At 66.0% G+C, this 25,558-nt stretch carries 19 protein-coding genes; 11 read left to right on the top strand and 8 right to left on the bottom strand.

The annotated features are described in order from the left end of the window. The first annotated feature begins 165 nt into the window (after positions 1-165). The 3 genes from Herbaro_RS03850 to Herbaro_RS03860 all read left to right on the top strand — a co-directional run bounded on the left by Herbaro_RS03850 (position 166) and on the right by Herbaro_RS03860 (position 3,135). Complete coding sequence (locus tag Herbaro_RS03850; protein ID WP_275012524.1) at positions 166-1,173, top strand: TRAP transporter substrate-binding protein; 1,008 nt, start codon at positions 166-168, stop codon at positions 1,171-1,173. Between the two features lie 124 nt (positions 1,174-1,297). Beyond that, positions 1,298-1,858 (top strand): TRAP transporter small permease, encoded by a 561-nt coding sequence (locus tag Herbaro_RS03855; protein WP_275012525.1) that lies wholly within the window; start codon positions 1,298-1,300, stop codon positions 1,856-1,858. After that, on the top strand, positions 1,855-3,135 hold the full coding sequence (locus tag Herbaro_RS03860) for a TRAP transporter large permease (RefSeq protein ID WP_275012526.1): 1,281 nt from the start codon (positions 1,855-1,857) through the stop codon (positions 3,133-3,135). Before Herbaro_RS03855 ends, Herbaro_RS03860 begins: the two co-directional genes overlap by 4 nt. A gap of 442 nt (positions 3,136-3,577) precedes the next feature. Here the strand turns inward: Herbaro_RS03860 and Herbaro_RS03865 are convergent, their stop codons facing one another. Continuing rightward, positions 3,578-4,228 (bottom strand): VOC family protein, encoded by a 651-nt coding sequence (locus tag Herbaro_RS03865; protein WP_275012527.1) that lies wholly within the window; start codon positions 4,226-4,228, stop codon positions 3,578-3,580. A 93-nt stretch (positions 4,229-4,321) separates the two neighbouring features. Here Herbaro_RS03865 and Herbaro_RS03870 point away from each other — a divergent pair, with 93 nt between their 5' ends. The 4 genes from Herbaro_RS03870 to plsY all read left to right on the top strand — a co-directional run bounded on the left by Herbaro_RS03870 (position 4,322) and on the right by plsY (position 7,054). Continuing rightward, positions 4,322-4,837, top strand: a complete 516-nt coding sequence (locus Herbaro_RS03870; protein ID WP_275012528.1) for a methylated-DNA--[protein]-cysteine S-methyltransferase — start codon at positions 4,322-4,324, stop codon at positions 4,835-4,837. A 4-nt stretch (positions 4,838-4,841) separates the two neighbouring features. Then, positions 4,842-5,765 (top strand): site-specific tyrosine recombinase XerD, encoded by a 924-nt coding sequence (gene xerD, locus Herbaro_RS03875; RefSeq protein ID WP_275012529.1) that lies wholly within the window; start codon positions 4,842-4,844, stop codon positions 5,763-5,765. A 125-nt stretch (positions 5,766-5,890) separates the two neighbouring features. Continuing rightward, positions 5,891-6,391 carry an aminoacyl-tRNA deacylase gene (locus Herbaro_RS03880; protein WP_275012530.1) on the top strand — a complete coding sequence of 167 codons (501 nt, stop codon included), beginning with the start codon at positions 5,891-5,893 and terminating at the stop codon, positions 6,389-6,391. 45 nt (positions 6,392-6,436) lie between these two features. Beyond that, positions 6,437-7,054, top strand: a complete 618-nt coding sequence (plsY, locus tag Herbaro_RS03885; protein ID WP_275012531.1) for a glycerol-3-phosphate 1-O-acyltransferase PlsY — start codon at positions 6,437-6,439, stop codon at positions 7,052-7,054. Between the two features lie 70 nt (positions 7,055-7,124). Here plsY and tsaD read toward each other — a convergent pair whose 3' ends face one another. After that, positions 7,125-8,162 (bottom strand): tRNA (adenosine(37)-N6)-threonylcarbamoyltransferase complex transferase subunit TsaD, encoded by a 1,038-nt coding sequence (gene tsaD, locus Herbaro_RS03890; RefSeq protein ID WP_275012532.1) that lies wholly within the window; start codon positions 8,160-8,162, stop codon positions 7,125-7,127. Between the two features lie 131 nt (positions 8,163-8,293). Between tsaD and ybiB the strand changes: the two genes are divergently transcribed. Next, on the top strand, positions 8,294-9,298 hold the full coding sequence (gene ybiB / locus Herbaro_RS03895) for a DNA-binding protein YbiB (RefSeq protein WP_275012533.1): 1,005 nt from the start codon (positions 8,294-8,296) through the stop codon (positions 9,296-9,298). Between the two features lie 190 nt (positions 9,299-9,488). Here ybiB and Herbaro_RS03900 read toward each other — a convergent pair whose 3' ends face one another. Further along, positions 9,489-9,941, bottom strand: a complete 453-nt coding sequence (locus tag Herbaro_RS03900; RefSeq protein ID WP_275012534.1) for an XRE family transcriptional regulator — start codon at positions 9,939-9,941, stop codon at positions 9,489-9,491. A gap of 945 nt (positions 9,942-10,886) precedes the next feature. On the opposite strand from Herbaro_RS03900, the gene Herbaro_RS03905 reads away from it, so the two are divergent. Continuing rightward, positions 10,887-12,986 carry a putative bifunctional diguanylate cyclase/phosphodiesterase gene (locus tag Herbaro_RS03905; RefSeq protein ID WP_275012535.1) on the top strand — a complete coding sequence of 700 codons (2,100 nt, stop codon included), beginning with the start codon at positions 10,887-10,889 and terminating at the stop codon, positions 12,984-12,986. On the opposite strand, the gene Herbaro_RS03910 is transcribed toward Herbaro_RS03905, so the two are convergent. From Herbaro_RS03910 to trxA, 5 genes are all read right to left on the bottom strand, one after another. Next, positions 12,987-14,387, bottom strand: coding sequence for an MATE family efflux transporter (locus Herbaro_RS03910; protein ID WP_275012536.1), 1,401 nt, complete (start codon positions 14,385-14,387; stop codon positions 12,987-12,989). Between the two features lie 28 nt (positions 14,388-14,415). After that, on the bottom strand, positions 14,416-16,140 hold the full coding sequence (locus Herbaro_RS03915; RefSeq protein WP_275012537.1) for an ArnT family glycosyltransferase: 1,725 nt from the start codon (positions 16,138-16,140) through the stop codon (positions 14,416-14,418). A 324-nt stretch (positions 16,141-16,464) separates the two neighbouring features. Next, entirely contained in the window at positions 16,465-16,734 is a 270-nt protein-coding gene (locus Herbaro_RS03920) for a type B 50S ribosomal protein L31 (protein WP_275012538.1), read from the bottom strand. 277 nt (positions 16,735-17,011) lie between these two features. Then, entirely contained in the window at positions 17,012-18,274 is a 1,263-nt protein-coding gene (gene rho / locus Herbaro_RS03925; RefSeq protein WP_079216621.1) for a transcription termination factor Rho, read from the bottom strand. A 132-nt stretch (positions 18,275-18,406) separates the two neighbouring features. After that, positions 18,407-18,733, bottom strand: a complete 327-nt coding sequence (gene trxA / locus Herbaro_RS03930) for a thioredoxin TrxA (RefSeq protein ID WP_008118189.1) — start codon at positions 18,731-18,733, stop codon at positions 18,407-18,409. A gap of 436 nt (positions 18,734-19,169) precedes the next feature. Between trxA and Herbaro_RS03935 the strand changes: the two genes are divergently transcribed. Together Herbaro_RS03935 and Herbaro_RS03940 are read left to right on the top strand one after the other, a co-directional pair. Next, positions 19,170-21,923, top strand: a complete 2,754-nt coding sequence (locus Herbaro_RS03935) for a PD-(D/E)XK nuclease family protein (protein WP_275012539.1) — start codon at positions 19,170-19,172, stop codon at positions 21,921-21,923. Beyond that, complete coding sequence (locus Herbaro_RS03940; RefSeq protein ID WP_275012540.1) at positions 21,872-25,375, top strand: UvrD-helicase domain-containing protein; 3,504 nt, start codon at positions 21,872-21,874, stop codon at positions 25,373-25,375. Before Herbaro_RS03935 ends, Herbaro_RS03940 begins: the two co-directional genes overlap by 52 nt. Positions 25,376-25,558 lie beyond the last annotated feature (183 nt).

The raw sequence follows: 25,558 nt of genomic DNA on the forward strand, positions 1-25,558 counted from the left end.
CGGCCCGCTTCGTGCGCCGCAGCACGCGCGCGGCCGGGATGGCCGCATTGTGGTTATCCACAGTTGCCCCGTTTGGGTGCGCTGTTCAAAATTCGCAGGCCATTCCTGGCCCCGCGCCAAACATAATAAATAAAACCAATTCCTAAAACCTCAAAGGGGACACAAATGAAACTCAAGTCACTGCTGCTCGCGCTGTCCGCGGCCGCCGTCGTCGTCAGCACCGGCGCCTTCGCGCAACAACCGATCATCATCAAGTTCAGCCACGTGGTGGCCAACGACACGCCCAAGGGCAAGGGCGCCGAGCGTTTCAAGGAACTGGCCGAGAAGGCCACCAAGGGCCGCGTGAAGATCGAGGTCTATCCGAACAGCACGCTATACAAGGACAAGGAAGAACTGGAAGCCTTGCAGCTGGGCGCGGTGCAGATGCTGGCGCCCTCGCTGGCCAAGTTCGGCCCGTTGGGCGTGAAGGAGTTCGAGGTCTTCGACCTGCCTTACATCTTCCCGACCAAGGACGTGCTGTACCGCGTGACCGAAGGCCCGATCGGCAAGGATCTCTTCAAGAAGCTGGAGCCCAAGGGCATCACGGGCCTGGCATACTGGGATAACGGTTTCAAGGATATGTCGGCCAACAAGCCGCTGCACCATCCGGCCGATTTCCGCGGCCTGAAGATGCGTATCCAGTCCTCCAAGGTGCTCGATGCGCAGATGCGCGCGCTGGGCGCCAACCCGCAGGTGCTGGCCTTCTCCGAGGTCTACCAGGCGCTGCAGACCGGCGTGGTGGACGGCACCGAGAATCCGCCGTCCAACCTCTACACGCAGAAGATGCATGAGGTGCAGAAGCACCTCACCATTTCCGACCATGGCTACCTGGGCTATGCGGTGATCGTCAACAAGAAGTTCTGGGACGGCCTGCCGGCCGACATCCGCGGCCAGCTCGAAGGCGCGATGAAGGACGCCACCAAGTACGCCAACGCCATCGCCCAGCAGGAGAACGATGCCGCCCTGGCCGCCGTCGAGAAAGCCGGCAAGACCACCATCTATCGTCTGACCGACGCCGAGAAGGCCGAGTGGCGCAAGGCGTTGTTGCCGGTACAGAAGCAGATGGAAAGCCGTATCGGCAAGGAGCTGATCGCGGCCGTCAACAAGGAAGCTGCGGCGCTGGGCCAGAAGTAAGCCAGCACCAGCTTAGCCGGGCGCCCGCGGCAACATCGGGCGCATTCAACAACTCGAACAAATCAAGAACCGGCGCACAGGCCTCCGCATGACATGCGGAGGCCTGATTGCGCAAGGAGACCCAATGAAGTTCCTCGACCATCTGGAAGAGTGGCTGATCGCGTTTCTCATGGCGGCCGCCACCTTCATCATCTTTCTTGCCGTGGTGCACCGCTATGCATCCGGCCTCGACATTCCCTGGCTGCAGGACCAACTGATCCAGATCAACATGAGCTGGGCCCAAGAGCTGTGCATCTACATGTTCGTATGGATGGCCAAGTTCGGCGCTGCCTATGGCGTGCGCACCGGCATCCACGTCGGCGTCGACGTATTGATCAATCGTCTCGACACGCCCTGGCGCAACAAGTTCGTGATCTTCGGCCTGCTGGCCGGCGCCTTCTTCACCGGCCTGGTCGGCACCTTCGGCGCCGAGTTCGTCTACGACATCTCCCAGCACGACAGCACCTCCGAGGTGATGGAAGTGCCGATGTGGATTGTCTACCTGGCCGTGCCGCTGGGTTCCTACCTGATGTGCTTCCGCTTCCTCCAGGTCGCGTGGAATTTCCACAAGACCGGCGAATTGCCCAAGCATGACCATGCCCACGTGGAAGGTCTGGACGAAGAAATCAGCGGAGGAAAAGCATGAACGCAGCCATCATTTTCGTACTGCTGTTTGCGCTGATGCTGACCGGGATGCCGATCTCGATCTCGCTCGGCCTGACAGTGTTGACCTTCCTCTTCACCATGACCGACGTACCGATCCAGTCGGTGGCGCTGAAGCTGTTCACGGGCATCGAGAAGTTCGAGATCATGGCGATCCCGTTCTTCATCCTGGCCGGCAACTTCCTGACCCACGGGGGGGTGGCGCGGCGCATGATCAACTTCGCCACGTCGATGGTGGGACACTGGCACGGCGGCCTGGCGCTGGCCGGCGTGCTGGCCTGCGCGCTGTTCGCGGCAGTCTCCGGCTCGTCGCCCGCTACCGTGGTGGCGATCGGTTCCATCATTCTGCCGGCGATGGTCAAGCAGGGTTATCCGAATCGTTTCGGCGCTGGCGTGATCACCACTTCGGGCGCGCTGGGCATCCTGATCCCGCCGTCCATCGTGATGGTGATGTACTCGGTTTCGACCAATACCTCGGTGGGCAAGCTGTTTATGGCCGGCGTGGTGCCGGGGTTGCTGCTGGCGTTCCTGTTGGGCCTGACTACCTGGTACCTGGCGCGCAAGAACAACTACCCGCGCCTGCGCAAGGCGACCTGGGGCGAGCGCTTCGCGGCTTTCCGCAAGAGCGGCTGGGGCTTGTTCCTGATCGTGATCGTCATGGGCGGCATCTACACCGGCGTCTTCACTCCCACTGAGGCGGCGGCGATGGCGGCGGTATACGCCTTCTTCATCGCGGTGTTCGTCTACAAGGACCTGAGCCTCAAGCAGGTGCCCAAGGTCTTGCTGGACTCGGCCTCGATGTCGGCCATGCTGCTCTACATCATCACCAACGCGGTGCTGTTCTCCTTCCTGGTGACCAGCGAAAATATTCCGCAAACCATGGCGGCGTGGATCACCGATTCCGGACTCGGACCGATCACCTTCCTGCTGGTGGTCAACGTCTTGCTGCTGTTGGCCGGCAACGTGATGGAGCCGTCTTCGATCGTGCTGATCATGGCGCCCATCCTTTTTCCGGTCGCGGTGAAGCTGGGCATCGATCCGGTGCACTTCGGTATCCTGATCGTGGTGAACATGGAAGTCGGCATGTGCCATCCGCCGGTCGGCCTGAACCTGTATGTGGCCTCGGGCATTACCAAGATGGGCATCACCGAGCTGACCATCGCGGTCATGCCGTGGCTGTTGACCATGCTCGGTTTCCTGATGCTGGTGACCTATTGGCCGACGTTGTCGCTGTGGCTGCCGAACCTGGTGTTCAACTGAGAGTGAGCTGAAATTTGTATGACAAATCGGGGACGCCGCGGGCGGCGTTCCCGCCTTGGTGGGATGTCAGTCAAGTTGCCAAAAAGCATGTTGGTTTTGCCTCAAAAAAGTGCTTTGAAAGCGCGGCGAGTGCTGCTAAAGTGCGGGCTTCGCTGAAACGGCAAGCAACACCTGCCGGCCCCAGCAGATCGAATACGGCAGTCTTTGAGGATGTTTGAGTTGTTGATGTACGCGCCTTGCGGCCAGCCTTTCCGACGCATCGGACCGGCGGCCCCGGGCTCACCGAATACAAAGTGGGTGGTGCATAACAAACGGTATCTATACCGAGGAAACTGAGGAGACGTGCATTCGATTGAGCTGTTTAAACAGCCGGGAATGCATAAGGAGTTTTGAAGGCGCATCGCTGATGCGCCTTTTTCTTTTTGCGCGCCGGTTTTGCGTCTCAGTCCAGCCTGCGCAGCCCATGCGGCGTCACGATCGCGGCAGCCAGGCGCGGCGCGGGGGCGGTGCGCAAGGCGATGCGCCGGTCGCGCAGGCCGATGGCTTGCAGCGTCTCGGCTATCTCCGGCGCGCGCGGATGATCCAGTTCCAGCCGCTCCAGCCGGCAGCCCAGCTCGGGCAGGGCCGATGCCGGGTGCGGTTCGGTCTGCCACTGGATCAGCGAGGGCAGCGCGCCCTCGCATTGCAGCGCGCCGTCGGCGGCGATGGTGATCAGCCAATGCAAGGCGCCCCGGCTCATCTCTTCGATTACCCCGGGTTTGATCGTGGCGGCCTGTGCGGCAGCATGGATGTCGCCGCTGCGGGCCACCCAATGCGCCAGCCGCGGCGGCGCGCCGGGCGCCAGCCGGTCCAGGCCGAACCAGCGCGCGCGACCGGGCGCGGGCGCGGCCGGATCGATCGCGATGACTTCAAGATAAAAGCCGGGGCCCAGCGACATCAGCGCGTTGTGCGTGCCCAGGCGAACGTGCTCGCCGCCGATGCGCGGCGCCATGGAGACGCCCAGTTTTTCTTCGACCCAATCCATGCCGGCCTGCAGCGATGCGGCGGTCACGACGAGGTGGTCGGGTTCGGTATGCAGGGGAGCTTGATGCATCTCGGTCTCCATGAGGTTTTTTGCCAGTGCGGATGGTATCAAGCGATGCCCGGAATTGCTTAGAATAGCGTGGATCGATCTCAAGCCGCCGACATGAAGACACAAGCTCCCACGCCTCCCTCCCAGCTGGCCGACATTTTCTCCGCCGTGGTGCACGTGCCCTTCGGCGGCATGGGCATCCGCACCCGTGCCGGCCAAATCGTGGAGATGGTCTACCTGCCGAAGCACTACGCCGAAAAGGACGCTGCCGACGCCGTAGCGGCCAGGGCGGTCAAGCAGATCGGGCGCTACATGAAGGATCCGCAATTCCGCTTCAAGCTGCCGCTGGCCGATGTCGGCAGCGAGTTCCAGAAGCGGGTATGGGCGGCGATCGCCGAGATCCCCAGCGGCCAGGTGCTGACCTACGGCGACATCGCGCGCCGCATCAAGTCGGCCCCGCGCGCGGTCGGCCAGGCCTGCGGCGCCAACTGGTTCGCGCTGGCCAGCCCATGCCATCGGGTGACCGCCGCCGGCGGCCTGGGCGGCTTCTCGCACCACGACGCCGCCGACGGCATCTATCTCGACGTCAAGCGCTGGCTGCTCAGGCACGAAGGCGTGCAAGGCTACTGAACGCATGGGACGCACCACTCCGAAGATCGAGGCGCCGCCGGAAAGCCGCGAAGCCATCGACGAATTCTGCGACAGCCTGTGGCTGGAGGACGGCCTGTCCAAGAACACGCTGGAAGCCTACCGCCGCGACATGACGCTGTACGCCCACTGGCTGCACCATGAGCGCGCCAAGATGCTGTACGCGACCCAGGCGGACGACCTCAACGCCTACTTCGCCGCGCGCCACGCCGACACCAAGGCCAGCTCCTCCAATCGCCGGCTGGCGGTGTTGAAGCGCTTCTTCCAGCTGGCCCTGCGCCAGCATCGCGTGGCCGCCGACCCCTGCCTCAAGCTGCGTTCGGCCAAGCAGCCCGAGCGCTTCCCCAAGACCTTGTCAGAAGGGCAGGTCGAGGCGCTGCTGGCGGCGCCCGACGTGTCGACGCCCTTGGGCCTGCGCGACCGCGCAATGATCGAGCTGATGTACGCCAGCGGCTTGCGGGTGTCCGAGCTGGTGCTGTTGAAGAGCATCGAGGTCGGCATGAACGAAGGCGTGCTGCGGGTCACCGGCAAGGGCAGCAAGACGCGCCTGGTGCCCTTCGGCGAAGAGGCCGGCGCCTGGATCGCGCGTTACCTGGCCGAAGGCCGGGGCCAGATCCTGCAGGGGCAGCTCGACGACGCGCTGTTCGTCACCGCGCGCGGCGGCCCCATGACGCGCCAGATGTTCTGGACCCTGGTCAAGAAATACGCGCAGCTGGCCGGCGTCACCGCTCGCCTGTCGCCGCACACGCTGCGGCACGCCTTCGCCACCCACCTGCTCAACCATGGCGCCGACCTGCGGGTGGTGCAGCTGCTGCTGGGCCACGCCGACATTTCCACCACCCAGATCTATACCCACGTGGCGCGCGAGCGCCTCAAACAATTGCATGCGCAACATCATCCGCGCGGCTGAACCGGGCCCACCGCGCGGCGGTTGCTGCACCGCGCGCTCGCAAGCCTGCGTACTTGCGGCATAATGTGCGCCCATGGCGGCGTCCACCATGCTGGACGGACGGCGCCGGGACCAGAACGAATGCCATGAGCGCCAAGAAAGAACACATTTCCGAAACCCCCGCGACCCAGTTCCTGCGCAAGAACGGCGTGGCCTTCACCGAGCATCCCTACGACTACGAGGAGCACGGCGGCACCTCGGTGTCCTCGCGCGAGCTGGGCGTGGAAGAACACGCCGTGGTCAAGACGCTGGTGATGCAGGACGAGGCCGCCAAGCCGCTGCTGGTGCTGATGCACGGCGACTGCAAGGTCTCCACCAAGAACCTGGCGCGCCAGATCGGCTGCAAGTCGATCGAGCCCTGCAAGCCGGAGGTGGCCAATCGCCATTCCGGTTTCCTGATCGGCGGCACCTCGCCCTTCGGCACCCGCAAGGCCATGCCGGTCTACGTGGAGTCGAGCATCCTTGAACTCGGCAAGATCTACATCAACGGCGGACGCCGCGGTTTCCTGGTCGGCATCGATCCGGCGGCGATAATGCGGGTGCTGCCCGCCAAGGCGGTGCAGTGCGCATTGCAAGAACAAAGCTGACGCCGTCACGATAAAAAGCCAACAGAGATAGAAAGACCTTCATCCATGTACAACATCCTCTTCGCCATCGCCGCCTACCTGATCGGTTCGCTGTCCTTCGCGGTGGTCGTCTCCAAGCTGTTCGGCCTGGCCGATCCGCGCACCTACGGCTCCAAGAACCCGGGCGCCACCAATGTCCTGCGCAGCGGCAACAAGAAGGCGGCCGCGCTGACCCTGGTCGGCGACGGCTTCAAGGGCTGGCTGGCGGTGTGGCTGGCGCAGAAGTACGGCCCGCAGTTCGGCGTGGACGACACCGGCATGGCGCTGGTGACGCTGGCGGTGTTCCTCGGCCACCTGTGGCCGGTGTTCTTCCGCTTCGTCGGCGGCAAGGGCGTGGCCACCGCGCTGGGCATCCTGCTGGCGCTCAACGTCTGGCTGGGCCTGGCCACGCTGGCCACCTGGCTGGTGATCGCCTACGCCTTCCGCTACTCGTCGCTGGCGGCGCTGGTGGCGGCGCTGTTCGCGCCGTTCTACTACGGCCTGCTGTTCGGCACCACCGACGGCATCCTGCTGGCGGTGGTGGCCATGAGCGCGCTGCTGATCTATCGCCATCGCAAGAACATCGGTAACCTGCTGGCGGGCAAGGAAAGCCGCATCGGCGACAAGAAGAAGGGCGCGAAGTAGGCGCCGCACCGGATAACGAAAAGGGCCGCATGACAGACGTCATGCGGCCCTTTTTGCTGGCGCCGGCGGATCAGGCGGCCTGGGGCGGGCGCAGCTCATCCAGCGGCCAGCGCGGCCGCACGCCGAAGCCGTACTCCTTTTTTGCCGCATCCGGCTGCTGGCGCAGCCGCATGGCGCCGGCGAAGGCGATCATGGCGCCGTTGTCGGTGCAGAACTGCAGTTCGGGGTAGAACACTTCATAGCGCCGCTTGGCGGCGGCCGCGTTGAGCGCCGCGCGCAGCTGCGCGTTGGCGCCGACGCCGCCGGCGATCACCAGGCGCTTCAGTTTGGTTTCCTTCAGCGCCGCCATGCATTTGGCCACCAGCACGTCGACGATGGCGTCGACGAAGCCGCGCGCGATGTTGGCCTTGTCTTGTTCGCAGATGTTGCCGGTCTGCCGCTTGACCACGGTCAACACCGCCGTCTTCAGGCCCGAGAAGCTGAAGTCGAGGTTCTTGGAATGCAGCATCGGCCGCGGCAGCTGGTAGGCGGCGGGATCGCCGAACTCTGCCATGCGCGAGATCGCCGGGCCGCCCGGGTAGCCCAGGCCGAGCAGCTTGGCCGACTTGTCGAAGGCTTCGCCGGCGGCGTCGTCCAGGGTCTCGCCCAGCAGCGTGTACCGGCCCACGCCGTCGACCCGCATCAGTTGGGTGTGGCCGCCCGAGACCAGCAGCGCGATGAAGGGGAACTGCGGCGGCTTGCTGGCCAGCAGCGGCGACAGCAGGTGGCCTTCCAGGTGGTGGATGCCCAGCACCGGCTTGTCCAGCGCCAGGGCGAGGCCGCAGGCGACCGAAGCGCCCACCAGCAGCGCGCCGGCCAGCCCGGGGCCCTGGGTGTAGGCGATGGCGTCGATCTCGTGCGGCGCGGCGCCGGCGTCGGCCAGCGTTTGCCTGAGCAGCGGAATGGCGCGGCGGATGTGGTCGCGCGAGGCCAGCTCGGGCACCACGCCGCCGTATTCCTGGTGCATGGCGATCTGCGAATGCAGGGCGTGCGCCAGGAGGCCGCGCTCGGTGTCGTACAGAGCGAGGCCGGTTTCGTCACAGGAGGATTCGACGCCGAGAACAATCATGGATGGAATATGGGATGGCATGCGGCCAACGCAAGTGGCGGGCCGCCCAGGATGAACCTGATGAAACGCGTTATTGTAATGGAAAGCCCGACGGCATGCGCCTTTGCGCGATTTTGGTGTACCCTTCGGCCATGCAAAACGAACCGCTCACCGCTCCCCCCGATCAGGCCGTGGAGCCTGCTTCCCCGGCCTTCGCCGCCGCCCGCTTCATCAAGGAAATCGGCCGCGGCAAGGACGGCGCGCGCAGCCTCTCGCGCGACGACGCCCGCCTGATGTACGCCGCCATGCTCGACGGCCGCGTGTCCGACCTGGAGTTGGGCGCGATCCTGCTGGCCATGCGCATCAAGGGCGAGGCGGTGGAGGAGATCGGCGGTTTCCTGGAGGCGGCCGAGGCTTCCTTCACGCCAGTGGTCGCGCCCGACTGCGGCTATGCGCCGGTGGTGCTGCCCAGCTACAACGGCTCGCGCAAGATGGCCAACCTGACGCCGCTGCTGTGCATGCTGCTGGTGCGCCGCGGCGTGCCGGTGCTGATGCATGGCGTCACGCACGACCCGCAGCGGGTCACCAGCGCCGAGATCTTCAGCGCCCTGGGCATCGCCCATGCCGCGTCGGCGGCGCAGGCGCAGGCGCTGATGGCGGCCGGGCAGCCGGCCTTCATCCCGATCCAGGCGCTCTCGCCGAAGATTGCCCGGCTGCTGGGGATGCGCGCCACGCTGGGCGTGCGCAACTCCACCCATACGCTGGTGAAGATCATGCAGCCCTTCGCCGCGCCGGCCCTGCGCCTGACGTCATACACCCATCCCGAATACCTGGAAATGCTGAGCGCCTACTTCGGCCAGGCAGCGCCGCATGAGCGCGGCGACGCCTTCCTGATGCGCGGCACCGAAGGCGAGACGGTCGCCAATGCGCGCCGGGCGCAGCGCATCGACTGGTTCAGCCGCGGCGTGAAGACCGTGCTGGTGGAAAAGCAAAGCGTGGCCGAGGAGTTGCCCGACCTGCCGGAAGGGCGCGACGCCGCCACCACCGCCGCCTGGATCGCCGAGGTGCTGGACGGCAGGAGGCCGGTGCCGGAGTCCATTGCCGAGCAAGTGGAGCACTGCGCCGACGTCGCCGCCGCGATCAGGCAGCGTGGATGATTTGCCACAAGCGTTCCTGCCTGTTGGGAATCTGACGCGCGCGACATAAAGGCACGACAGTGCGCTGGCCAAAAAAGAAAAAAGAAATGCCGGCGGTGCGGCGAGGCGGGAGGGGGAAATTTGAAGGATCCCTGTGAGGGCGGGATCTGAATTCGGAGGGGCGTTGGGGCGTCGTCGGGAGACCGCAGGGTCAACTTCTGGTGCGACGCCGGGTTCCCGATTTCACCGACGTCGCCCCTTTCTCCGGGGCGGGAGCCGCTATCTGCGAGAACGCGAAGATCACCTCCTTGACGATCTTGCGCTGCGGCGCCGGTAGGTTGATGAAGGCCTCGAAGGCTTCGCGCTCGCGGTAGCCGATAGCCTCTTCCCAGCGGGCTTTGCGCTTGTCGATGCGCTTGCCGATCTCTTCGCCGAAGCGCAGGTGCTGGGGGGTGACGATGAGCCATTCGGCCAGCGTCTCCAGCTTGTCCTGTTTCGGCATCGATTCTCCGAGCAGCCAGCGACGCACGCCATGCAGCGTCATCGGCTTGCCCCAATAACGCAAATTGAATTCCCTTTCCAGGACGGCGGGCTTGGGTTCGTATCCGGCTTTTTCCATCGAAGCGCGCAAGCGCTTGGCGAATTTTTGATTGGCGGTTTCCATGATTCGAAGGTACTTTGACGTCGAGCTTTCCGGGGTACGTTTGGCTCCGGGATGAGTTACGCCGAAAACGTGATTTATAATCACCGGCTTGAAATTGGCGTGGCTCGGCGTCGTCGGCGGCCCCGATAAGTTGGTTGGGGGCCGTGGCCAAGCGTGTTTGGCGGGAGATGGAAAAGCGTCATGCCTGGTCTCCGGTGCGGTGGCTGTCGATGCGGAAAGCACTTCCCGAAGCTCGGAACGCATGCGAAGATGTCAGGTCATCAGGCCACCTGATGTACGTAGCGCGGCGCTACGCGGACACGATGGAGGGTGGCGCGATGCTGCGACTTTCGAATGCGCGAGCCTTAACGTATTTATAATCCAGTTTCAAAAAATTGCCATATTGTTATTATTGTTTTTTTAATATTCGTATCAGCCGCGAGACACGCCGCCCGCACCGCGCGGACGGCGGCAAAAGCGCAAAGCGGCTAGAATGATCGCCGCCGCAAGGGCGCCGCATAGCGGCGCAGCATCACCCGGCTTTGTTCTCATTCAGTGGGGAGTGAGCGGCAAAGCCTGTCCGGCAACGGGACAGCCGGATTTTCCTTTCTGCAATATCCCAGCTTGATGAAACAAGTCGAATAATCAAAGTAGTCGGCAGCACCTCTGAAGTACAGTTTTAGTTACGTAACTTTTTTGGGATTTTCCGGGGGCGGCAAGGGCTTCCGGCGCTTGCGCACATGCCGCGCGCGCCGGAGCGACGCGCGCCGGCCCGGATGGAACGCGGCGACCCGTCGGCATGCGACGGGGGATCGACTGACGCTTTCCCATGTCGCCCCACCGCGTTCGCGCGGCGGCGCCGTGTGGACGCGAAATGGCCGCGATATCGAGCAAGAGCCGTGCCGCAGTGGGCTGCCAGCGATCGCCCGCGCGCCGTGCCGAGAATTGCCTAAGACGCCGCACACCATGTCCGTTTCCTATAATTTCCTGCTGCTGGCGTTCGCGCTGCTGGTGGCCAGCCTGTCCGCCTATGCCGCACTCGAGGTGTCCGAACGGATCGCCACGCAGGAAGCGCAATATCGCAGGGGGTGGCTGGCGCTGGGCGCGGGCGTGTTCGGCCTGGGCATTTGGGCCGCGATCTTCCTGTGCGTGGCCGCGTTGCGTCTGCCGACCGCGGTCGGCTTCGATGTGCGCCTGGCGATCCTGGCATTGATGCTGACGGTGGGCAGCGCCTTCTACCTGATGCACCTGTCGGGATTGCGGCGGCCGCACACCATGCGCTTGCTGGTGGGCGGGCTGGCCATCGGCGCCGCCGTCAACGCCGCCTTCCACATGGCGCTCAAGGCGATGCTGCTTGCGCCGGAACTGATGTACCAGAAATTCCTGCTGGCGCTGGCGGTGCTGGCCACCGAGCTGACGGCGGTGTTTGCCGTCGCCCTGTTCTCGGTCACCAACAACCGCAAGGGCGGGGGCGGTTCGTTCAATTCGCAGCAGACGCGCCGCGTGCTGGCCGCGTTGATGGTGGGCGCGGCCTTGGTGGCCAGCGCCTGCACGGGCCTGCGCGCGGTGGCCATCATGCCCGATGCGCAGAGCCACGCGCTGCACAGCGTCACGCGCGAGCACCTGGTCAACGGCATCGTGTTCGGCGCCTTCCTGGCCATGGCGCTGGCGCTGGTGGTCAGCGGCGCGCAGCGCAACCGCGTGCTCAAGAAGATCGTCGGCCGCACCAACGACAAGCTGCTGCATTTCGCCACCCACGACGTGCTGACCGGCTTGCCCAACCGCGCGCTGCTGTCGGACCGCATCCAGCACGCCATCCAGGTTGCGCGCCGCAACGGCAAGCCGTTCGCGGTGCTGTTCATGGATCTCGACGGCTTCAAGGGCATCAACGATTCGCTCGGCCACGCGGTGGGCGACGGCCTGCTGGTGGCGGTGGCCCATCGCATTCGCGGCTGCATCCGCGGCGAAGACATGGTGGCGCGCATCGGCGGCGACGAGTTCGTGGTGGTGATGGGCAACCTGCCTTCGCCGGAAGTGGTGGAGCAGCTCTCCGAGAACATCCTGGCCGCGCTGCGGCATGATTTCCAGGTCGAGGATGCGACGCTGCGCGTGACTTCCAGCATCGGCATCGCGGTTTATCCCAACAGCGGCGATTCGGTCGACGCGCTGATGAAGAACGCCGATGCCGCGATGTACGAGGCCAAGCAGAGCGGGCGCAATACCTATCGCTTCTTCGAGCCGGCCATGCACGCCAGCGCGATGCGCCACCTGCAGGTGCGCCAGGCCTTGCAGCAGGCCATCGAGCAGGAGCAGTTCTCGATGCATTTCCAGCCCAAGTATCGCGGCGGCAGCAAGGAGCTGACCGGGGTCGAGGCGCTGCTGCGCTGGACCCATCCGGAGCTGGGCGAGATGTCGCCGGCCGAGTTCATTCCCATCGCCGAGCGCTCGGGACAGATCATCCAGATCGGCGACTGGGTGCTGCGCGCGGTGTGCGAGCAGATCCGCCGCTGGGACGAGAGCGGCGTCGATCCGGTCAAGGTGGCGTTGAACCTGTCGCCGGTGCAGATGCGCAGCGACCTGGTCGAGAGCATTACCTGCATCGTCGGCCATGCCGGCATCGCGCCGCAGCGGCTGATGTTCGAGATCACCGAGACCGCCGCCATGAAGAACGTCGAGCGCAGCACGCGCATCATCCGCGACCTGCAGGCGCTGGGCTTCGACATCGCCATCGACGACTTCGGCACCGGCTATTCCAGCCTGGCCTACCTGGCGCAATTCCACTGCCGCCAGATCAAGATCGACCGCTTCTTCACCTCGCGCCTGGACAGCGGCGACCATTCCGGCCGCGCCATCGTGGCAGCCATCATCGCGCTGGCGCATGCATTGCAGATGGAGGTGGTGGCCGAAGGGGTGGAGACGGAGGAGCAGCTGCGCGAGTTGCAGAAGCTGCATTGCGACCAGGTGCAGGGCTTCCTGCTGGGCCGGCCGGCCGCGGCGGCCAAGATGCAGGATCTGCTGGCGGCGAGCAACGACGACCTGTTCGCCGCCGACTTGCTGCGCCCCTGATCAGACCTTGAAGGATGCCGCGCCGCGATCACCCGCGCGGCGCTGGACCAAGCGCAGGTAGGCCACCAGGCCCACGCCCACCAGTCCCAGGCTGGCGCTGTTGGCCAGCCAGAACCCCGAGGCGCCCAGCAGCCAGGCGGGCGTGACGCCCAGCACATCGAAACCGAGCAGGTAGCCGCCGCCCAGGCCCACGCCCCACAGCGTCACCGCGTAGATCACGGTCGGCACCACCGCCACCTTGTAGGCGCGCAGCACGAAGGCGGTGGTCACCTGCAGCGAATCGAACAGCTGGTAGAAGGCGATGTAGAGGAACAGCGGCAAGGCCGCGCCGACGATCACCGGATCGGGCGTGTAGGCGCGGATGATGTGCGCGCGCATGAACCACACCACGATGCCGATCAGCACCGACAGCGTCACCGACAGGCGAATGCCGGCGTAGCCGATCTTCCGGGCCGCCTTCCACTCGTTGGCGCCGATGGCTTGCGCCACCAGCGTGCTGGTGGCGCTGGCTATCGACAGCGGCAGCATGTAGAGCACCGTGCCGACGTTGGCGGTGATCTGGTGCCCGGCCACCGGCACCGCGCCCAGGCGCGCGATGAACACCGCCATCAGCGTAAAGGCGGTGACCTCGATGAAATAGGACAGGCCGATCGGAATGCCCAGCCGCAGCAGCGTGCGCAGGATTTTCCAGGACGGCATCACGAAGCCGGAGCCGAACAGCTTCAGCGGTCGGTAGGCCGGCAGCTTGGCCACCAGCAGCCAGGCCACCGCCATCATCAGCCAGGCGATCAGCGTGGTGGCGATGGCGCAGCCGGGGCCGCCGAACGCCGGCAGGCCGAGGCCGCCGAAGATCAGCAGCGCGTTCAGGGGCAGCTTCAGCAAGAGTCCGCACAGCTGGATCGCCATCACCATCTTGGGACGCGCCATTGCCGTATTGAGCGAGGCGTAGACGCGGAAGGCCAGCGTCGCCGGCAGCGCCAGCGCCTCGATGCGCAGGTAGAGCGTGGCCTTTTCAACCAGCTCCGGCGAGGCCTTGGCGAACGACAGGAAGTACGGCGAGAACGCCAGCAGCAGGCAGCCGAAGATGGACAGCAGCACGGCCAGCCAAAGGCCTTGCTTGACCTCGTTGCCGATCTCGCCGTGGCGGCCGGCGCCGAACAGCTGGCCGATGGTGGGCTGCAGCGCCTGCAGCACGCCGGACAGGCCGACGAACACGCTCACATAGATCGACACGCCCAGCGCCAGCGCGGCCAGGTCCAGCGCCGAGAAGCGCGACACCATCACGGTATCTATCACGCCGTTGGCGATCAGCGCCAACTGGCCGACCAGCAGCGGCCACGCCAGGCGCGCGATGCGCCGGACGTGGGTGCGGGAAGAAACGGGAGCGGTATCGGGATTCAAGCTGGCACTGCCGCAAGCCGGGCCGGCGTCATTGGCCCACGCGGCGATAGAGACGGAAGCGCTCGTCGCGGTCGGACGGGCGGCGGCCTTCCCATACCATGCGCCAGGAGCCGGGGTACTGGCGCAGCATCAGGGTGGCGTCCTGGTTGCTGATGTCATCCTGCAGCAGCAGGTAATCACAGCTCTGGTCGCGCTCGTCGGCGAAGCGCACGCTGCCGAAGTAGGCGAAGGAAGCGCGCTGCGCGGTGCCCACGTTGCTCTGCACGCACTGCTTGACGGAGGTCAGTTTGGACTCGATCTGCTGGGCCACGCCGGCGTAGCTCTTGCCGTAGTTGACCCAGGGCAGCCACAGTGTCATCAGCAACACCCAGCACAGGATCACGCCGCCCGAAGACAGCACCACCGCGCGCCACAGCACCGATGGGCGGCGCGAGATGCGCCAGTGGACCACGACGATCCAGGCCACCGTTGCGGCCACCGCGATGGCCAGCGAGATCCATTCGAAGCCCGGCTTGAAGCCCGGCGCCAGCTTGTAGGCGTTGCGCGCGATCTGCGCCGGCCAGCCGGTTTCCTTGGCGATCCAGCCGATCCAGATGAAGGCGGCCGAGGTGGTCAGCGTCATCACCGAGAACCAGTCCACCGCGTTGATGGCGCCGCGCTTCATGGTCGGCAAGCCGAAGGCGGCCAGGATCGCCAGCGCCGGCAGCAGCGGCAGCAGCATGCCTTCCTCGGTGTGCACATTGATCAGCACCAGCAGCACCAGCGGAATGAAGAAGGCCAGCGGCAGCGCGATGTGCAGCGAGGCCAGCTGGCGGCGCCAGGCGTACAGGGCCCAGCCGGCGAACGGCCAGGCCGGCCAGGCGAACCAAACGCCGTACTTGCCCAGGAAGGCCAGCGTGGAAAGCGTGGGGCGGTTCAGCTGGTAGATGTTCCAGCTCATCCACAGGTCGAACTGGCCGGCCGCCTCCTGCGGCAACAGGTTGCGAATGGCGACCACCCACAGCGCGCAGATCAGCACCGCGATGGGCAGCGACACCCCGGCCAGCAAGCGGGCGGCGGTGCCGTCCTTGCGCACCGCGGCCAGCACCAGCAGGCCGATCATGGCGCCGGCCGGCAGCAGCCAGCCATAGGTCAGGATCAGCATGCCCAGCGCCAGGCCGAGCCAGCAGGCGTGGCGCAGCTTGTGCGCGTCGAACACGCGCGCGCCGCCGTACATGGCGTAGGCCACCAGCGCGATCTGCAGGGTCTTGGGGCTGGTCTCGTGGCTGTGCAGCAGCAGGCCCAGGAAACCGAGATAGATCAGGAAGGCGCCGTCGGCCAGCGTGCGGCCGAAGTCCTTGGGTTCGGGCTGGCCGCCGAAGGCCAGCTTCAGGGGCTGCGCCTCGGGGCGGCGGCCCAGCAGGTAGGTGGTGTACCAGATCGACAGCGAGCCGACCAGGAAGCAGCCCACGGTGGACACGCGCGCGGCCAGCGGATCGCCCAGCAGCCAGCCGAAGAGCCTGATGCAGACGGCGCCGAACCAGTAGGCCAGCGGGCTTTCCGCCGGCAGCGCGAGGCCGGCGACGTTGGGCGTGAGCCAGTCGGCCAGCGTCCCGTGCGCCATGGTCCACATGATGCCGAAGCTGGTGGCGTCCTCGTTCTTCCACGGGTCGCGGCCGATCAGGCCCGGCAGGATATACAAAAGGGCGAGCGCCAGGAGCGCCATGCGCGGAAGTGCGGTGGTCGCGGCTGCGGGAAGACGGACTGGCTTCATCAAGATCTTATTGCTCTTGTTCTGTCGTGCTGATTGGTTGGGGCCCGGCGCATCGGCGTCGCGGGCATCGTTGCGGCGTGCATGCGCTCTACGGTCATGCGGCGCGCTTGCTGTCATGCTGGCATCCCGGCGTCGCAGTGCGCCGGCCGGGAGAATTTTTCGCAGCCGTCATTGTGCAACAATTCCCCGTAAATAGTTGTGTCTGTCTGCGACAGGCGGGCTCATCGGCGTGTCGTCGCGCCGTGCTGTTGCGGCGCCCCGACGTTGCCCGCGCAGGCAAACAAAAAAGGCAGCCGGAGCTGCCTTTTTTGGGGAAGTCGCTGATTACGCCTTCGAGACTGCAGTCTTCGAACCGACGGAACCGAACTTCTGGCGGAACTTCTCAACGCGGCCGGCGGTGTCGACGATCTTGTGCTTGCCGGTGTAGAACGGGTGCGATTCCGACGAGACTTCGATCTTCACCAGCGGGTATTGCTTGCCTTCGAATTCGCCGGTTTCGCGGGTGCCGATGGTCGAGCGGGTGATGAACTTGAAATCGTTCGACACGTCGTGGAACAGGATTTCGCGGTATTCGGGGTGGATGCCTTCTTTCATTTTCTGCCTTTGCGTAGTTTGGTAGCCAATCGCCACTTCGTCGGTCGCACTGCTTCTTGACCCGATTGATGATCACTTGCCGGTTTGGAAAAGTCCAAAATTATACAGTCAAATCAGGGGCTTGGGTCAAGCTGGCCAGCCGCCGGGCGCGGCCTTCGTGGTTTTTGCGCCGCGGCCGCGCATTTGTTGTCGGCCAGGCAAGCATGGGCGGGGTATGGGCGAAAAAAAACGGCATGCGCTGCGCATGCCGTTTTTTGTTCGCCTTGCATGGGGGTAATCAGTTGCCCCGACGCATCATGTCGAAGAACTCGGCGTTGTTCTTGGTGGACTTCATCTTGTCGAGGATGAATTCCATCGCCTCGATCTCGTCCATGTCGTACATCAGCTTGCGCAGCACCCAGATCTTTTGCAGCTGGTCGGGCTTGATCAGCAGTTCCTCGCGGCGGGTGCCGGACTTGGAGAGGTTGATGGCCGGGTAGACGCGCTTCTCGGCCAGGCGGCGCTCCAGGTGCACTTCCATGTTGCCGGTGCCCTTGAATTCTTCGTAGATCACGTCGTCCATGCGCGAACCGGTTTCGATCAGCGCGGTGGCGATGATGGTCAGCGAGCCGCCTTCTTCCACGTTGCGGGCGGCGCCGAAGAAGCGCTTGGGGCGCTGCAGCGCGTTGGCGTCCACACCGCCGGTCAGCACCTTGCCGGAGGCCGGGATCACGGTGTTGTAGGCGCGCGCCAGGCGGGTGATGGAGTCCAGCAGGATCACCACGTCCTTCTTCATTTCGACCAGGCGCTTGGCCTTTTCCAGCACCATTTCAGCGACCTGCACGTGGCGCGTGGCCGGTTCGTCGAAGGTCGATGCCACGACCTCGCCGCGCACCGAGCGCTGCATTTCGGTCACTTCTTCCGGACGTTCGTCGATCAGCAGGACGATCATCACGGTATCGGGATGGTTGGTGGTGATGGCGTGCGCGATGTGCTGCAGCATCACCGACTTGCCGGACTTGGGCGACGCCACCAGCAGGCCGCGCTGGCCGCGTCCGACCGGGGCGATCAGGTCGATGATGCGGCCGGTGATGTTCTCCTCGCCGCGCATGTCGCGTTCCAGCTGCAGCAGCTTGTTGGGGTGCAGCGGGGTGAGGTTCTCGAACAGGATGCGGTGCTTGGAAGCCTCCGGCGGTTCGCCGTTGACCTTGTCGACCTTGACCAGGGCGAAATAGCGCTCGCCGTCCTTGGGCGTGCGCACTTCGCCTTCGATGGAGTCGCCGGTGTGCAGGTTGAAGCGGCGGATCTGCGAAGGCGAAATATAAATGTCGTCGGTGGACGCCATGTAGCTGGCGTCGGGCGAGCGCAGGAAGCCGAAGCCGTCAGGCAACACTTCGAGGGCGCCATCGCCGAAAATCTGTTCTCCTGATTTTGCGCGCTTCTTCAGGATGGCAAACATGAGTTCCTGTTTGCGCAGGCGCGCAGCGTTCTCGATGTCCAGGCTGATTGCCATTTCCAGCAATGCAGAGACGTGCAACGCTTTTAGTTCTGATAAGTGCATATGAGTGTCCCAGGACGGGAAAAATTAAGGTGGGGGAGGGAGTTGCGTGGTGTGCGTCTAAGAATGCGCCTGAAGCGGATGCGTTTCAGGCGAACGGCGGCGCGGGCGCGCCGCCGTCGGATGCCAATACTATCAGATGTTGCTGTCGATGAACGAAGTCAGCTGGCCCTTGGCCAGGGCGCCCACTTTCTGCGCGGCGGCCGCGCCGTTCTTGAACAGGATCAGGGTCGGGATGCCGCGGATGCCGAACTTGGCCGGAATGGCCTGGTTGGAGTCCACGTCCAGCTTGGCGATCTGCAGCTTGCCTTCGTATTCCTTGGCGACTTCTTCCAGGATCGGGGCGATCGCCTTGCAGGGACCGCACCATTCGGCCCAGAAATCGACCAGGACGGGTTTGTCGGACTTCAGCACATCGGCTTCGAAGGAGGCGTCAGAGATATGTTTGATGTTTTCGCTCATGGCAGATCCTCGGTATGAGGGAGTATAAGTAGTCAATTAGCGCCGTGGATAAATACCGTTTGCCTGGCGTTAGCCATCAACGCTTCCGGAGTTGCTGAATGTACGTGGAGTCGTTGCGCGCCGATTCAAGTTGTTTTTGAAGCGCGACAGGGGTAAGCGGCGGGGTACGGAGGCAATCATAACCGATTTTCGGCAAAAGTGTGGACGCGCTCCGGACGGTGTTGCCAGCCGTCCTCAGCTGGCGGTCCGCGCCGCGCGGGCAGGCTGCTGGCGGGTTTGCGCAGGCGCCGCCGGAAAAAGCCCGGAGCGCGCCGCGCCGCTGGCATACTATGTCCTGCAGTTTGCCGGCCGTGGCGATTGAGAAAATCTGTCGGGCCGAGAGAAAAATACAATCGCCGCCGCGCCTTGCGAGCGGCATCCGATATCCAGAGAACGCATGCCGTTAGCGACCGTACCGATCCCGCCTTCCCCCGATTTCTGGCAGCAGGCCGTGCGGCTGTTGCTCAGGGAGGGCCAGCCGCTGGGCGACGCCCTGGCGGCGCAGGACGGCGGCGCGCTCGATTTTTCCGGCTGCCAGCTGCTGGTGCCGGCTTTTTCCCATGCGCAGAACTTCAAGGCCGCGCTGACGCGCGAGCTGCGCCGCCCTTATCTTGCGCCCCGCATCAACACGCCCTCCGGCCTATTGGCCATGCAACCGCCGGGCGAGCAGCCTGCGCCGCCCGAGAGCGAGCGCCTGATGCAGCTGTACGCGCAGTTGCGCGAGCACGGCTGGCTCAAGAAAATGTTTTCCGCGCGCCGCAACGCCGACCTGCTGCCGCTGGCGCATACGCTCCTGACGCTGTCTGACGAGCTGACCATGGCGCTGCTGCCCGAGATCCGCACCGGCGCCGAGCCCGGCGAGCGCTGGCGCCAGGCGCTGGCGCAACTGCTGGAGCCGCTGGCGCCGTCGGCGCACGGCATGCTGTCCGACGAGGCGCAACTGGTGTGGCAGGTGTGGAAGGGGCAGCTCGACGCCAGCGACCGCATTGCCCAGCGTTTCGAGGCCATGCTGGAACTGGCCGGGTGCGCAGCCATGCCGCTGATCTGGATCAGCCCCACCGCGCCTGAGCCGCTGGACGCCGCCTTCCTGGCGGCCTGGGCCGAGCGCCAGCCGGTGCGCGTGCTGATGCTCGACTGGAGCCGCGCGGCGCTGGCGCCCCTGCATCCGCTCTACCTGGGCGCCTGGAACGAGCTGGCGCTGGACGAAGAAGGCCCGCCGCCGGCCTTGCCCGATACCGTCGCCGGGAACGTCGCGGCGCCTCCCGCCTTGCCGGCATTGTGCCCGGCGGGAGACCTGGAAAGCGCCGCCGTGCAGGGCGCCCAGGTGGTGTTGCGCTGGCTGCAGCAAGGCAAGGACGAGATCGCCGTGGTGGCGCAGGACCGCGTCACCGCGCGCCGCCTGCGCGCCCTGCTGGAGCGCGCCCAGGTGGCGGTGGCCGACGAGACCGGCTGGAAGCTCTCCACCACGCGCGCCGCCGCGGCGCTGGCGGCCTGGAACGAGCTGGTGTCCTCGCGCGGCGAGACCGGCGCCTTGCTGGACTTGCTGAAGTCGCCGTTCGCCTTCGCCGGCGACCAGGGCAAGGCCGACCGCGTGATGCGCATCGAGGCGCGCCTGCGCCGCGCCAACATCGCCGGCGACTGGGGCCCGTTGCAGAACGCCTTTGCCGAGGCCGCCGACCCGGGCGACCTCGGCTGGATTGCCGCGCTGGCCCGTCAGGCCGCGCAATTCACCGGGCGCAAGACGCTGGCGGCCTGGTGCCGCGCCGAGCGCGCGATGTTCGCGGCGCTGGACATGGAGGCGGCATTGCGGGCCGACGTCGCCGGCGCGCAATGCCTGCTGCTGCTCGATGAGATCGCCGCCGAGCAGGACGGCGGACTGGCGGACGAATTCTCTTTCCCCGAATGGCGCGCGCTGCTCAACCTGCGCCTGGACGCCACTTCCTATATGCCGCCCATCAGCGACCGGCGCGTCGTCATGCTGCCGCTCAACGGTGCGCGCATGCGGCGCTTCGACGCGGTGCTGGTGATCGGCGCCGACGCCGCCCACCTGCCATCGCCGCCGCAGGAGACGCTGTTCTTCTCCAACGCCGTGCGGCGCGAGCTGGGCCTGGCCACGCGCGCCACTCGCCAGCGCCAGCAACTGCGCGACCTGGCCGAACTGCTGTGCGTGAACGACGAGGTCGTGCTGTGCTGGCAGACGCTGCAGGACGGCGAGCCCAATCCGGTCAGCCCCTGGCTGCAGCGCCTGGAGCTGAAGCTGGCGCAGGACGGCTTGCCGCCGCTGCGCGAAATCCGCTTGCCGCCGCCGCCCAGGATGCTGCAGGCGCAGCCCTCGGCGATGCCGGCGCCGGCCGCGCCGACGCTGCTGCCGGAGAGGTTGTCGTCGAGCTCCTTCGGCAGTTTCCTGGCCTGCCCGTATCAGTTCTTCGCCCAGCGCATGCTGCGCGTGGCGGTGATGGACGAGCTCTCCGACATGCCCGAGAAGCGCGACTACGGCAGCTGGCTGCACGAGATCCTGACGCGCTACCACGAGCATGCGCGCGACCAGGCTACGCCGCAGGCCGCGCGCCGCGCGCTGCTGGAGACGATCTCGGCCGAGGTGTTCAATCGCGAGATGAACCAGCACCCCGCCGCGCTGGCGTTCTACGCGCGCTGGCAGAAGGTGATGCCGGCCTACCTGCTGTGGGCCAATGAGCGCGAGGCGCAGGGCTGGCATTTCGAGTTCGGGGAGGAGGCGGGTTCGCACATGCTGGCGTGGGACGGCGGCGCCATCGAACTGTACGGCCGCCTCGACCGCGTCGACCGCAACGACGCCGGCGAGCGCGCGCTGCTGGACTACAAGACGCGCGCGCTGGCCAGCCTGAAACAAAAGGTCCGCGACGAGGATGATCACCAGCTGGCCTTCTATGGCCTGCTGGACGACGGCCGGCTCGACGCCGCGCACTACGTGGCGCTGGAGCTGGGCGCCGACAGGAAGACCGGCGACGCCCCCGCCCCCGATTTCGCACACAGGCAACAAATGCTCAAGCAACAGATCTCCACTACCATGCACGCCGTGGCGCAGGGCGCGGCCTTGCCCGCCAACGGCATCGAATCGGTATGCCAGTACTGCGATATGCGCGGCCTGTGTCGCAAGGGAGCGTGGCTGTGAGCGAGAAGATCCAGCCCGCCGCCTACGAGGTCGACGGCGTGCCGGTCGAGGCGGCGGTGTTTACGCGCGCGGCCTGCGATCCGCGCCACTCGGTGGTGGTCGAAGCCTGCGCCGGCAGCGGCAAGACCTGGCTGCTGGTGGCACGCATGCTGCGCCTGCTGCTGGCCGGCGCCCAGGCCAGCGAACTGCTGGCGATCACCTTCACCCGCAAGGCGGCGCAGGAAATGCGCGAGCGCCTGATGGAGCTGCTGCATGAACTGGCGCTGGCCGATGACGACGGCGCCGCGGCGCTGCTGCGCGAACGCGGCGTGGCCGAGCCCGATCTGGAACGCCTGATGCCGGCCGCGCGCGGCTTGTACGAGCGCATCCTGTCGTCCGAGCAGAGCCTGGCGATCGACACCTTCCACAGCTGGTTCGCACGCCTGCTGCAGATTGCGCCGCTGGCCGCCGGCGTGCCGCACGGCTATGCGCTGACCGAGAAGAACGGCGAGCTGCTGGACGAAGCCTATCGGCGCTTCATGCAGCACCTGCGCGCACCCAAGGGGGAGAAGCCGAAGGCGGCGCTGCTGGAACTCTATGAGCTGGTCGGCGACTTCAATGCGCGCAACCTGCTCGATGCCTTCATCGACAAGCGCGCGGAGTGGTGGGCTTCGACCCGCGATGACGGCGACGACGCCGACGACGTCGAGCAGCCCACGCCGCTGCTGTGGCTGGAAAAACTATGCGGCGACGACGCCCGCCTGGACGCGCGGCTCTCGCTGTGGGACGAGCCCGCGCTGTGCGGGCGCATCTCGCAGCTGGCGGTGCTGCTGGGGCAGGGCGGCGCGGCCAACAAGGCGCGCGCCATGGCGATCGAGAGCGCGCTCTCGGCCGGCGCCGCGCTGGAAAACTTCGATGCGCTGCATGCGCAGTTCTTCGACGACAAGGACAAGGCGCGCAAGAACGGTAAGGTCAAGTCGCTGCTGGCCGCGCTGCAGAAGCATTTCGACTCTGCCGGCGAAGAGGCGGCGCTGCAATGCTTCGAGGAGGAGTTCAACGCCGTCGGCGAGGCGCTCAGGAGGCTGCAACTGCGCAGCAAGGAAAAGCTGGTGATGCAGCTGAACCGCGCGCTGTTTCGCGCCGGCCGCGCCTACCTGGATTTCTACCAGGAAGTGAAATCCGAGCAGCGCGTGTTCGACTTCGCCGACCTCGAGTGGCAGGCCTACCGCCTGTTGAACGACGAGGCCAGCGCCGCCTACCTGCAAACACGCCTGGACTCGCGCTACAAGCACATCCTGCTGGACGAGTTCCAGGACACCAACCCGCTGCAGTGGAGCATCGTGCGCTCCTGGCTGCGCGCCTACGGCGACGACGCCGCGCAGCCCACGGTGTTCGTGGTGGGCGACCCGAAGCAATCGATCTACCGCTTCCGCCGCGCCGAGCCGCGCGTGTTCATGGCCGCGCGCGACATGCTGCGCGCGCAGGGCGCGGCCGTGCTGCGCGCCAACCAGACGCGCCGCAACGCCAGCGCCGTGGTCGAGGTGCTGAACCGCTCCTTCGTCAAGGGCGGCAACGCGCTGTTCGCACCGCAGACCACGCTGGGCATGCAGGGCGGCGAAGTCTGGCGGCTGCCGCTGGCCAAGGTGGCCGAGCCCGAGCCGGAGGATGAAGCGCAAGAGGCGGCGGGGGCGGAGTCGGAGCCGGTGATAGCCTGGCGCAACCCGCTGACCACGCCGCGCGCGGAGGAAGAAGACGCGCGCCGCAGGCTGGAAGGCGAGGCGCTGGCCCAGGCGCTGCTCAAGGCCGGCCGCGAGCTGCAGGTGGCCGACGGCCGGGGCGCGCGCGCCATGCGCTGGAGCGACGTCATGCTGCTGGTCAGGAAGCGTACCCACCTGGCCGCCTACGAGAGCGCGCTGCGCGCGGCCGGCATTCCCTTCGTCTCCGACAAGCGCGGCGGCCTGCTGGAGTCGCTGGAGATCGCCGACCTGATCGCGCTGCTGACCTTCCTGATCACCCCCAACGACACCCGCGCGCTGGCGCATGTATTGAAGAGTCCGATCATCGGCGCCTCCGACGATGACCTGATCCAGATCGCGCGGCGCGAGGGAGAGGGCGCCGGCCACTGGTGGTGGCGCATGCAGGCGATGCAGCGCGAAGGCGCGGCGTCGGCTGCGATCGTGCGCGCGGTGCAGCTGCTGGAGCGCTGGCTGCAGGCCGCGCCGCACCTGCCCGTACACGACCTGCTGGACCGCATATTGCACCAGGGCGAGCTGGTGGTGCGCTACGCGCAGAACGCCTCGCCGCTCACGCGCAGCCAGGCGCTGGGCAACATCGCCGCCTTCGTCGAGCTGTCGCTGAACATGGATGCAGGCCGCTATCCCAGCCTGCCCAAATTCATCGACGCCTTGCGCATCCTGCAGCGCAGCGCCGGCGGCGACGCGCCCGACGAGGCCAGCGTGGACGCCGCCGCCGATGCGGTGCGCATCCTGACCGTGCACAGCGCCAAGGGGCTGGAGGCGCCGGTGGTGGCGATCCTCGACGCCAACCACAGCGACTCGGTGGACGATAACGTCGGCGTGCTGTGCGAGTGGCCGCAGGACCAGGATGCGCCCACGCATTTCTCCGCCTTCGGCCGCCGCAGCGAGCGCGGCCAGGCGCGCGCCTTCCTGTTCGACGCCGAGGAGCGCTTCCGCCAGCAGGAAGACTGGAACCTGCTGTACGTTGCGCTCACGCGCGCCAAGCAATTGCTGCTGGTGTCCGGCGTGGCCGGCACCCGCGGCGCCGGCGAGGGCGGCGTGCAGGAGGGCAGCTGGTACCAGCGCCTGTTCGCAGCCGATGCGCCGGTGCGCGAGATCGATGCCGAGGCGGTCGCAGGTGCGGACGCGGCGGCGCCGGAGCAGGCCTTCGCGCTGCCCCTGTTCGAGCCGCGCCCGATGCCGCCCTCGCTGTTCGGGATGGCGGGCGAAGCGGCCGACGATGCGCCCATCGCGATCGCCGCGGACGGCACGCTGGCCGCCGATGCGGGCAGCGCGGCCATCGACGAGGGCGTGGCGCTGCATGCCTTGCTGGAGCGCCTGACCCATACGCCGCAATGGCCGCCGCGGCTGCCCGCGGCGCCGGCATTGGCGCGCTGGCTGGGCATTTCGGCGGAGCTGGCGCAGACCGTGCGCGCGCAGGCGCGCCGGGTGCTGGAGCGGCCCGAGCTGGAGCGCTTCTTCAATCCCGCGCTGCACCGCTGGGCGCGCAACGAGATGGAGATCGTCTCGCCGTCCGGCGTGCTGCGTTGCGACCGCGTGGTGATGTTCGACGACGAGGCCTGGATCCTCGACTACAAGCGGCGCCTGCTCGACAGCGAACGCGCCGATTACGCCGCGCAGCTGGAACGCTATCGCGAGGCGTTGTTGTCGGTCTTTTCTGACAAGCGAATCAGGTCTGCACTGATTACCGCCGACGGCGCGCTGACTGAACATTGAGGCACCAAAAACTCTTGAACCCGGACTCAATGCGCTGCGGATAAATTCCCAAATCGAAAAACACCAAAGCAAGGAAAGCAATTATTCCGTTGTAATATAAAAAAGATCATCGCGACGAGCAGCATCATCGGTCAGCCATCATCGGACTGCACCGCCATCATCGGGCAAGCATCCATCGACATG

Origin of the sequence: Herbaspirillum sp. WKF16, assembly GCF_028993615.1 — a bacterium.
In the GTDB taxonomy this organism is placed as follows: domain Bacteria; phylum Pseudomonadota; class Gammaproteobacteria; order Burkholderiales; family Burkholderiaceae_D; genus Herbaspirillum.

Bases quoted from the DNA above. Each gene is read 5' to 3' on its own strand.
- Herbaro_RS03850 (WP_275012524.1), top strand. From the start codon at position 166: ATGAAACTCAAGTCACTGCTGCTCGCGCTGTCCGCGGCCGCCGTCGTC.
- Herbaro_RS03855 (WP_275012525.1), top strand. From the start codon at position 1,298: ATGAAGTTCCTCGACCATCTGGAAGAGTGGCTGATCGCGTTTCTCATG.
- Herbaro_RS03860 (WP_275012526.1), top strand. From the start codon at position 1,855: ATGAACGCAGCCATCATTTTCGTACTGCTGTTTGCGCTGATGCTGACC.
- Herbaro_RS03865 (WP_275012527.1), bottom strand. From the start codon at position 4,228: ATGCATCAAGCTCCCCTGCATACCGAACCCGACCACCTCGTCGTGACC.
- Herbaro_RS03870 (WP_275012528.1), top strand. From the start codon at position 4,322: ATGAAGACACAAGCTCCCACGCCTCCCTCCCAGCTGGCCGACATTTTC.
- xerD (WP_275012529.1), top strand. From the start codon at position 4,842: ATGGGACGCACCACTCCGAAGATCGAGGCGCCGCCGGAAAGCCGCGAA.
- Herbaro_RS03880 (WP_275012530.1), top strand. From the start codon at position 5,891: ATGAGCGCCAAGAAAGAACACATTTCCGAAACCCCCGCGACCCAGTTC.
- plsY (WP_275012531.1), top strand. From the start codon at position 6,437: ATGTACAACATCCTCTTCGCCATCGCCGCCTACCTGATCGGTTCGCTG.
- tsaD (WP_275012532.1), bottom strand. From the start codon at position 8,162: ATGATTGTTCTCGGCGTCGAATCCTCCTGTGACGAAACCGGCCTCGCT.
- ybiB (WP_275012533.1), top strand. From the start codon at position 8,294: ATGCAAAACGAACCGCTCACCGCTCCCCCCGATCAGGCCGTGGAGCCT.
- Herbaro_RS03900 (WP_275012534.1), bottom strand. From the start codon at position 9,941: ATGGAAACCGCCAATCAAAAATTCGCCAAGCGCTTGCGCGCTTCGATG.
- Herbaro_RS03905 (WP_275012535.1), top strand. From the start codon at position 10,887: ATGTCCGTTTCCTATAATTTCCTGCTGCTGGCGTTCGCGCTGCTGGTG.
- Herbaro_RS03915 (WP_275012537.1), bottom strand. From the start codon at position 16,140: ATGAAGCCAGTCCGTCTTCCCGCAGCCGCGACCACCGCACTTCCGCGC.
- Herbaro_RS03920 (WP_275012538.1), bottom strand. From the start codon at position 16,734: ATGAAAGAAGGCATCCACCCCGAATACCGCGAAATCCTGTTCCACGAC.
- rho (WP_079216621.1), bottom strand. From the start codon at position 18,274: ATGCACTTATCAGAACTAAAAGCGTTGCACGTCTCTGCATTGCTGGAA.
- trxA (WP_008118189.1), bottom strand. From the start codon at position 18,733: ATGAGCGAAAACATCAAACATATCTCTGACGCCTCCTTCGAAGCCGAT.
- Herbaro_RS03935 (WP_275012539.1), top strand. From the start codon at position 19,170: ATGCCGTTAGCGACCGTACCGATCCCGCCTTCCCCCGATTTCTGGCAG.
- Herbaro_RS03940 (WP_275012540.1), top strand. From the start codon at position 21,872: ATGCCAGTACTGCGATATGCGCGGCCTGTGTCGCAAGGGAGCGTGGCT.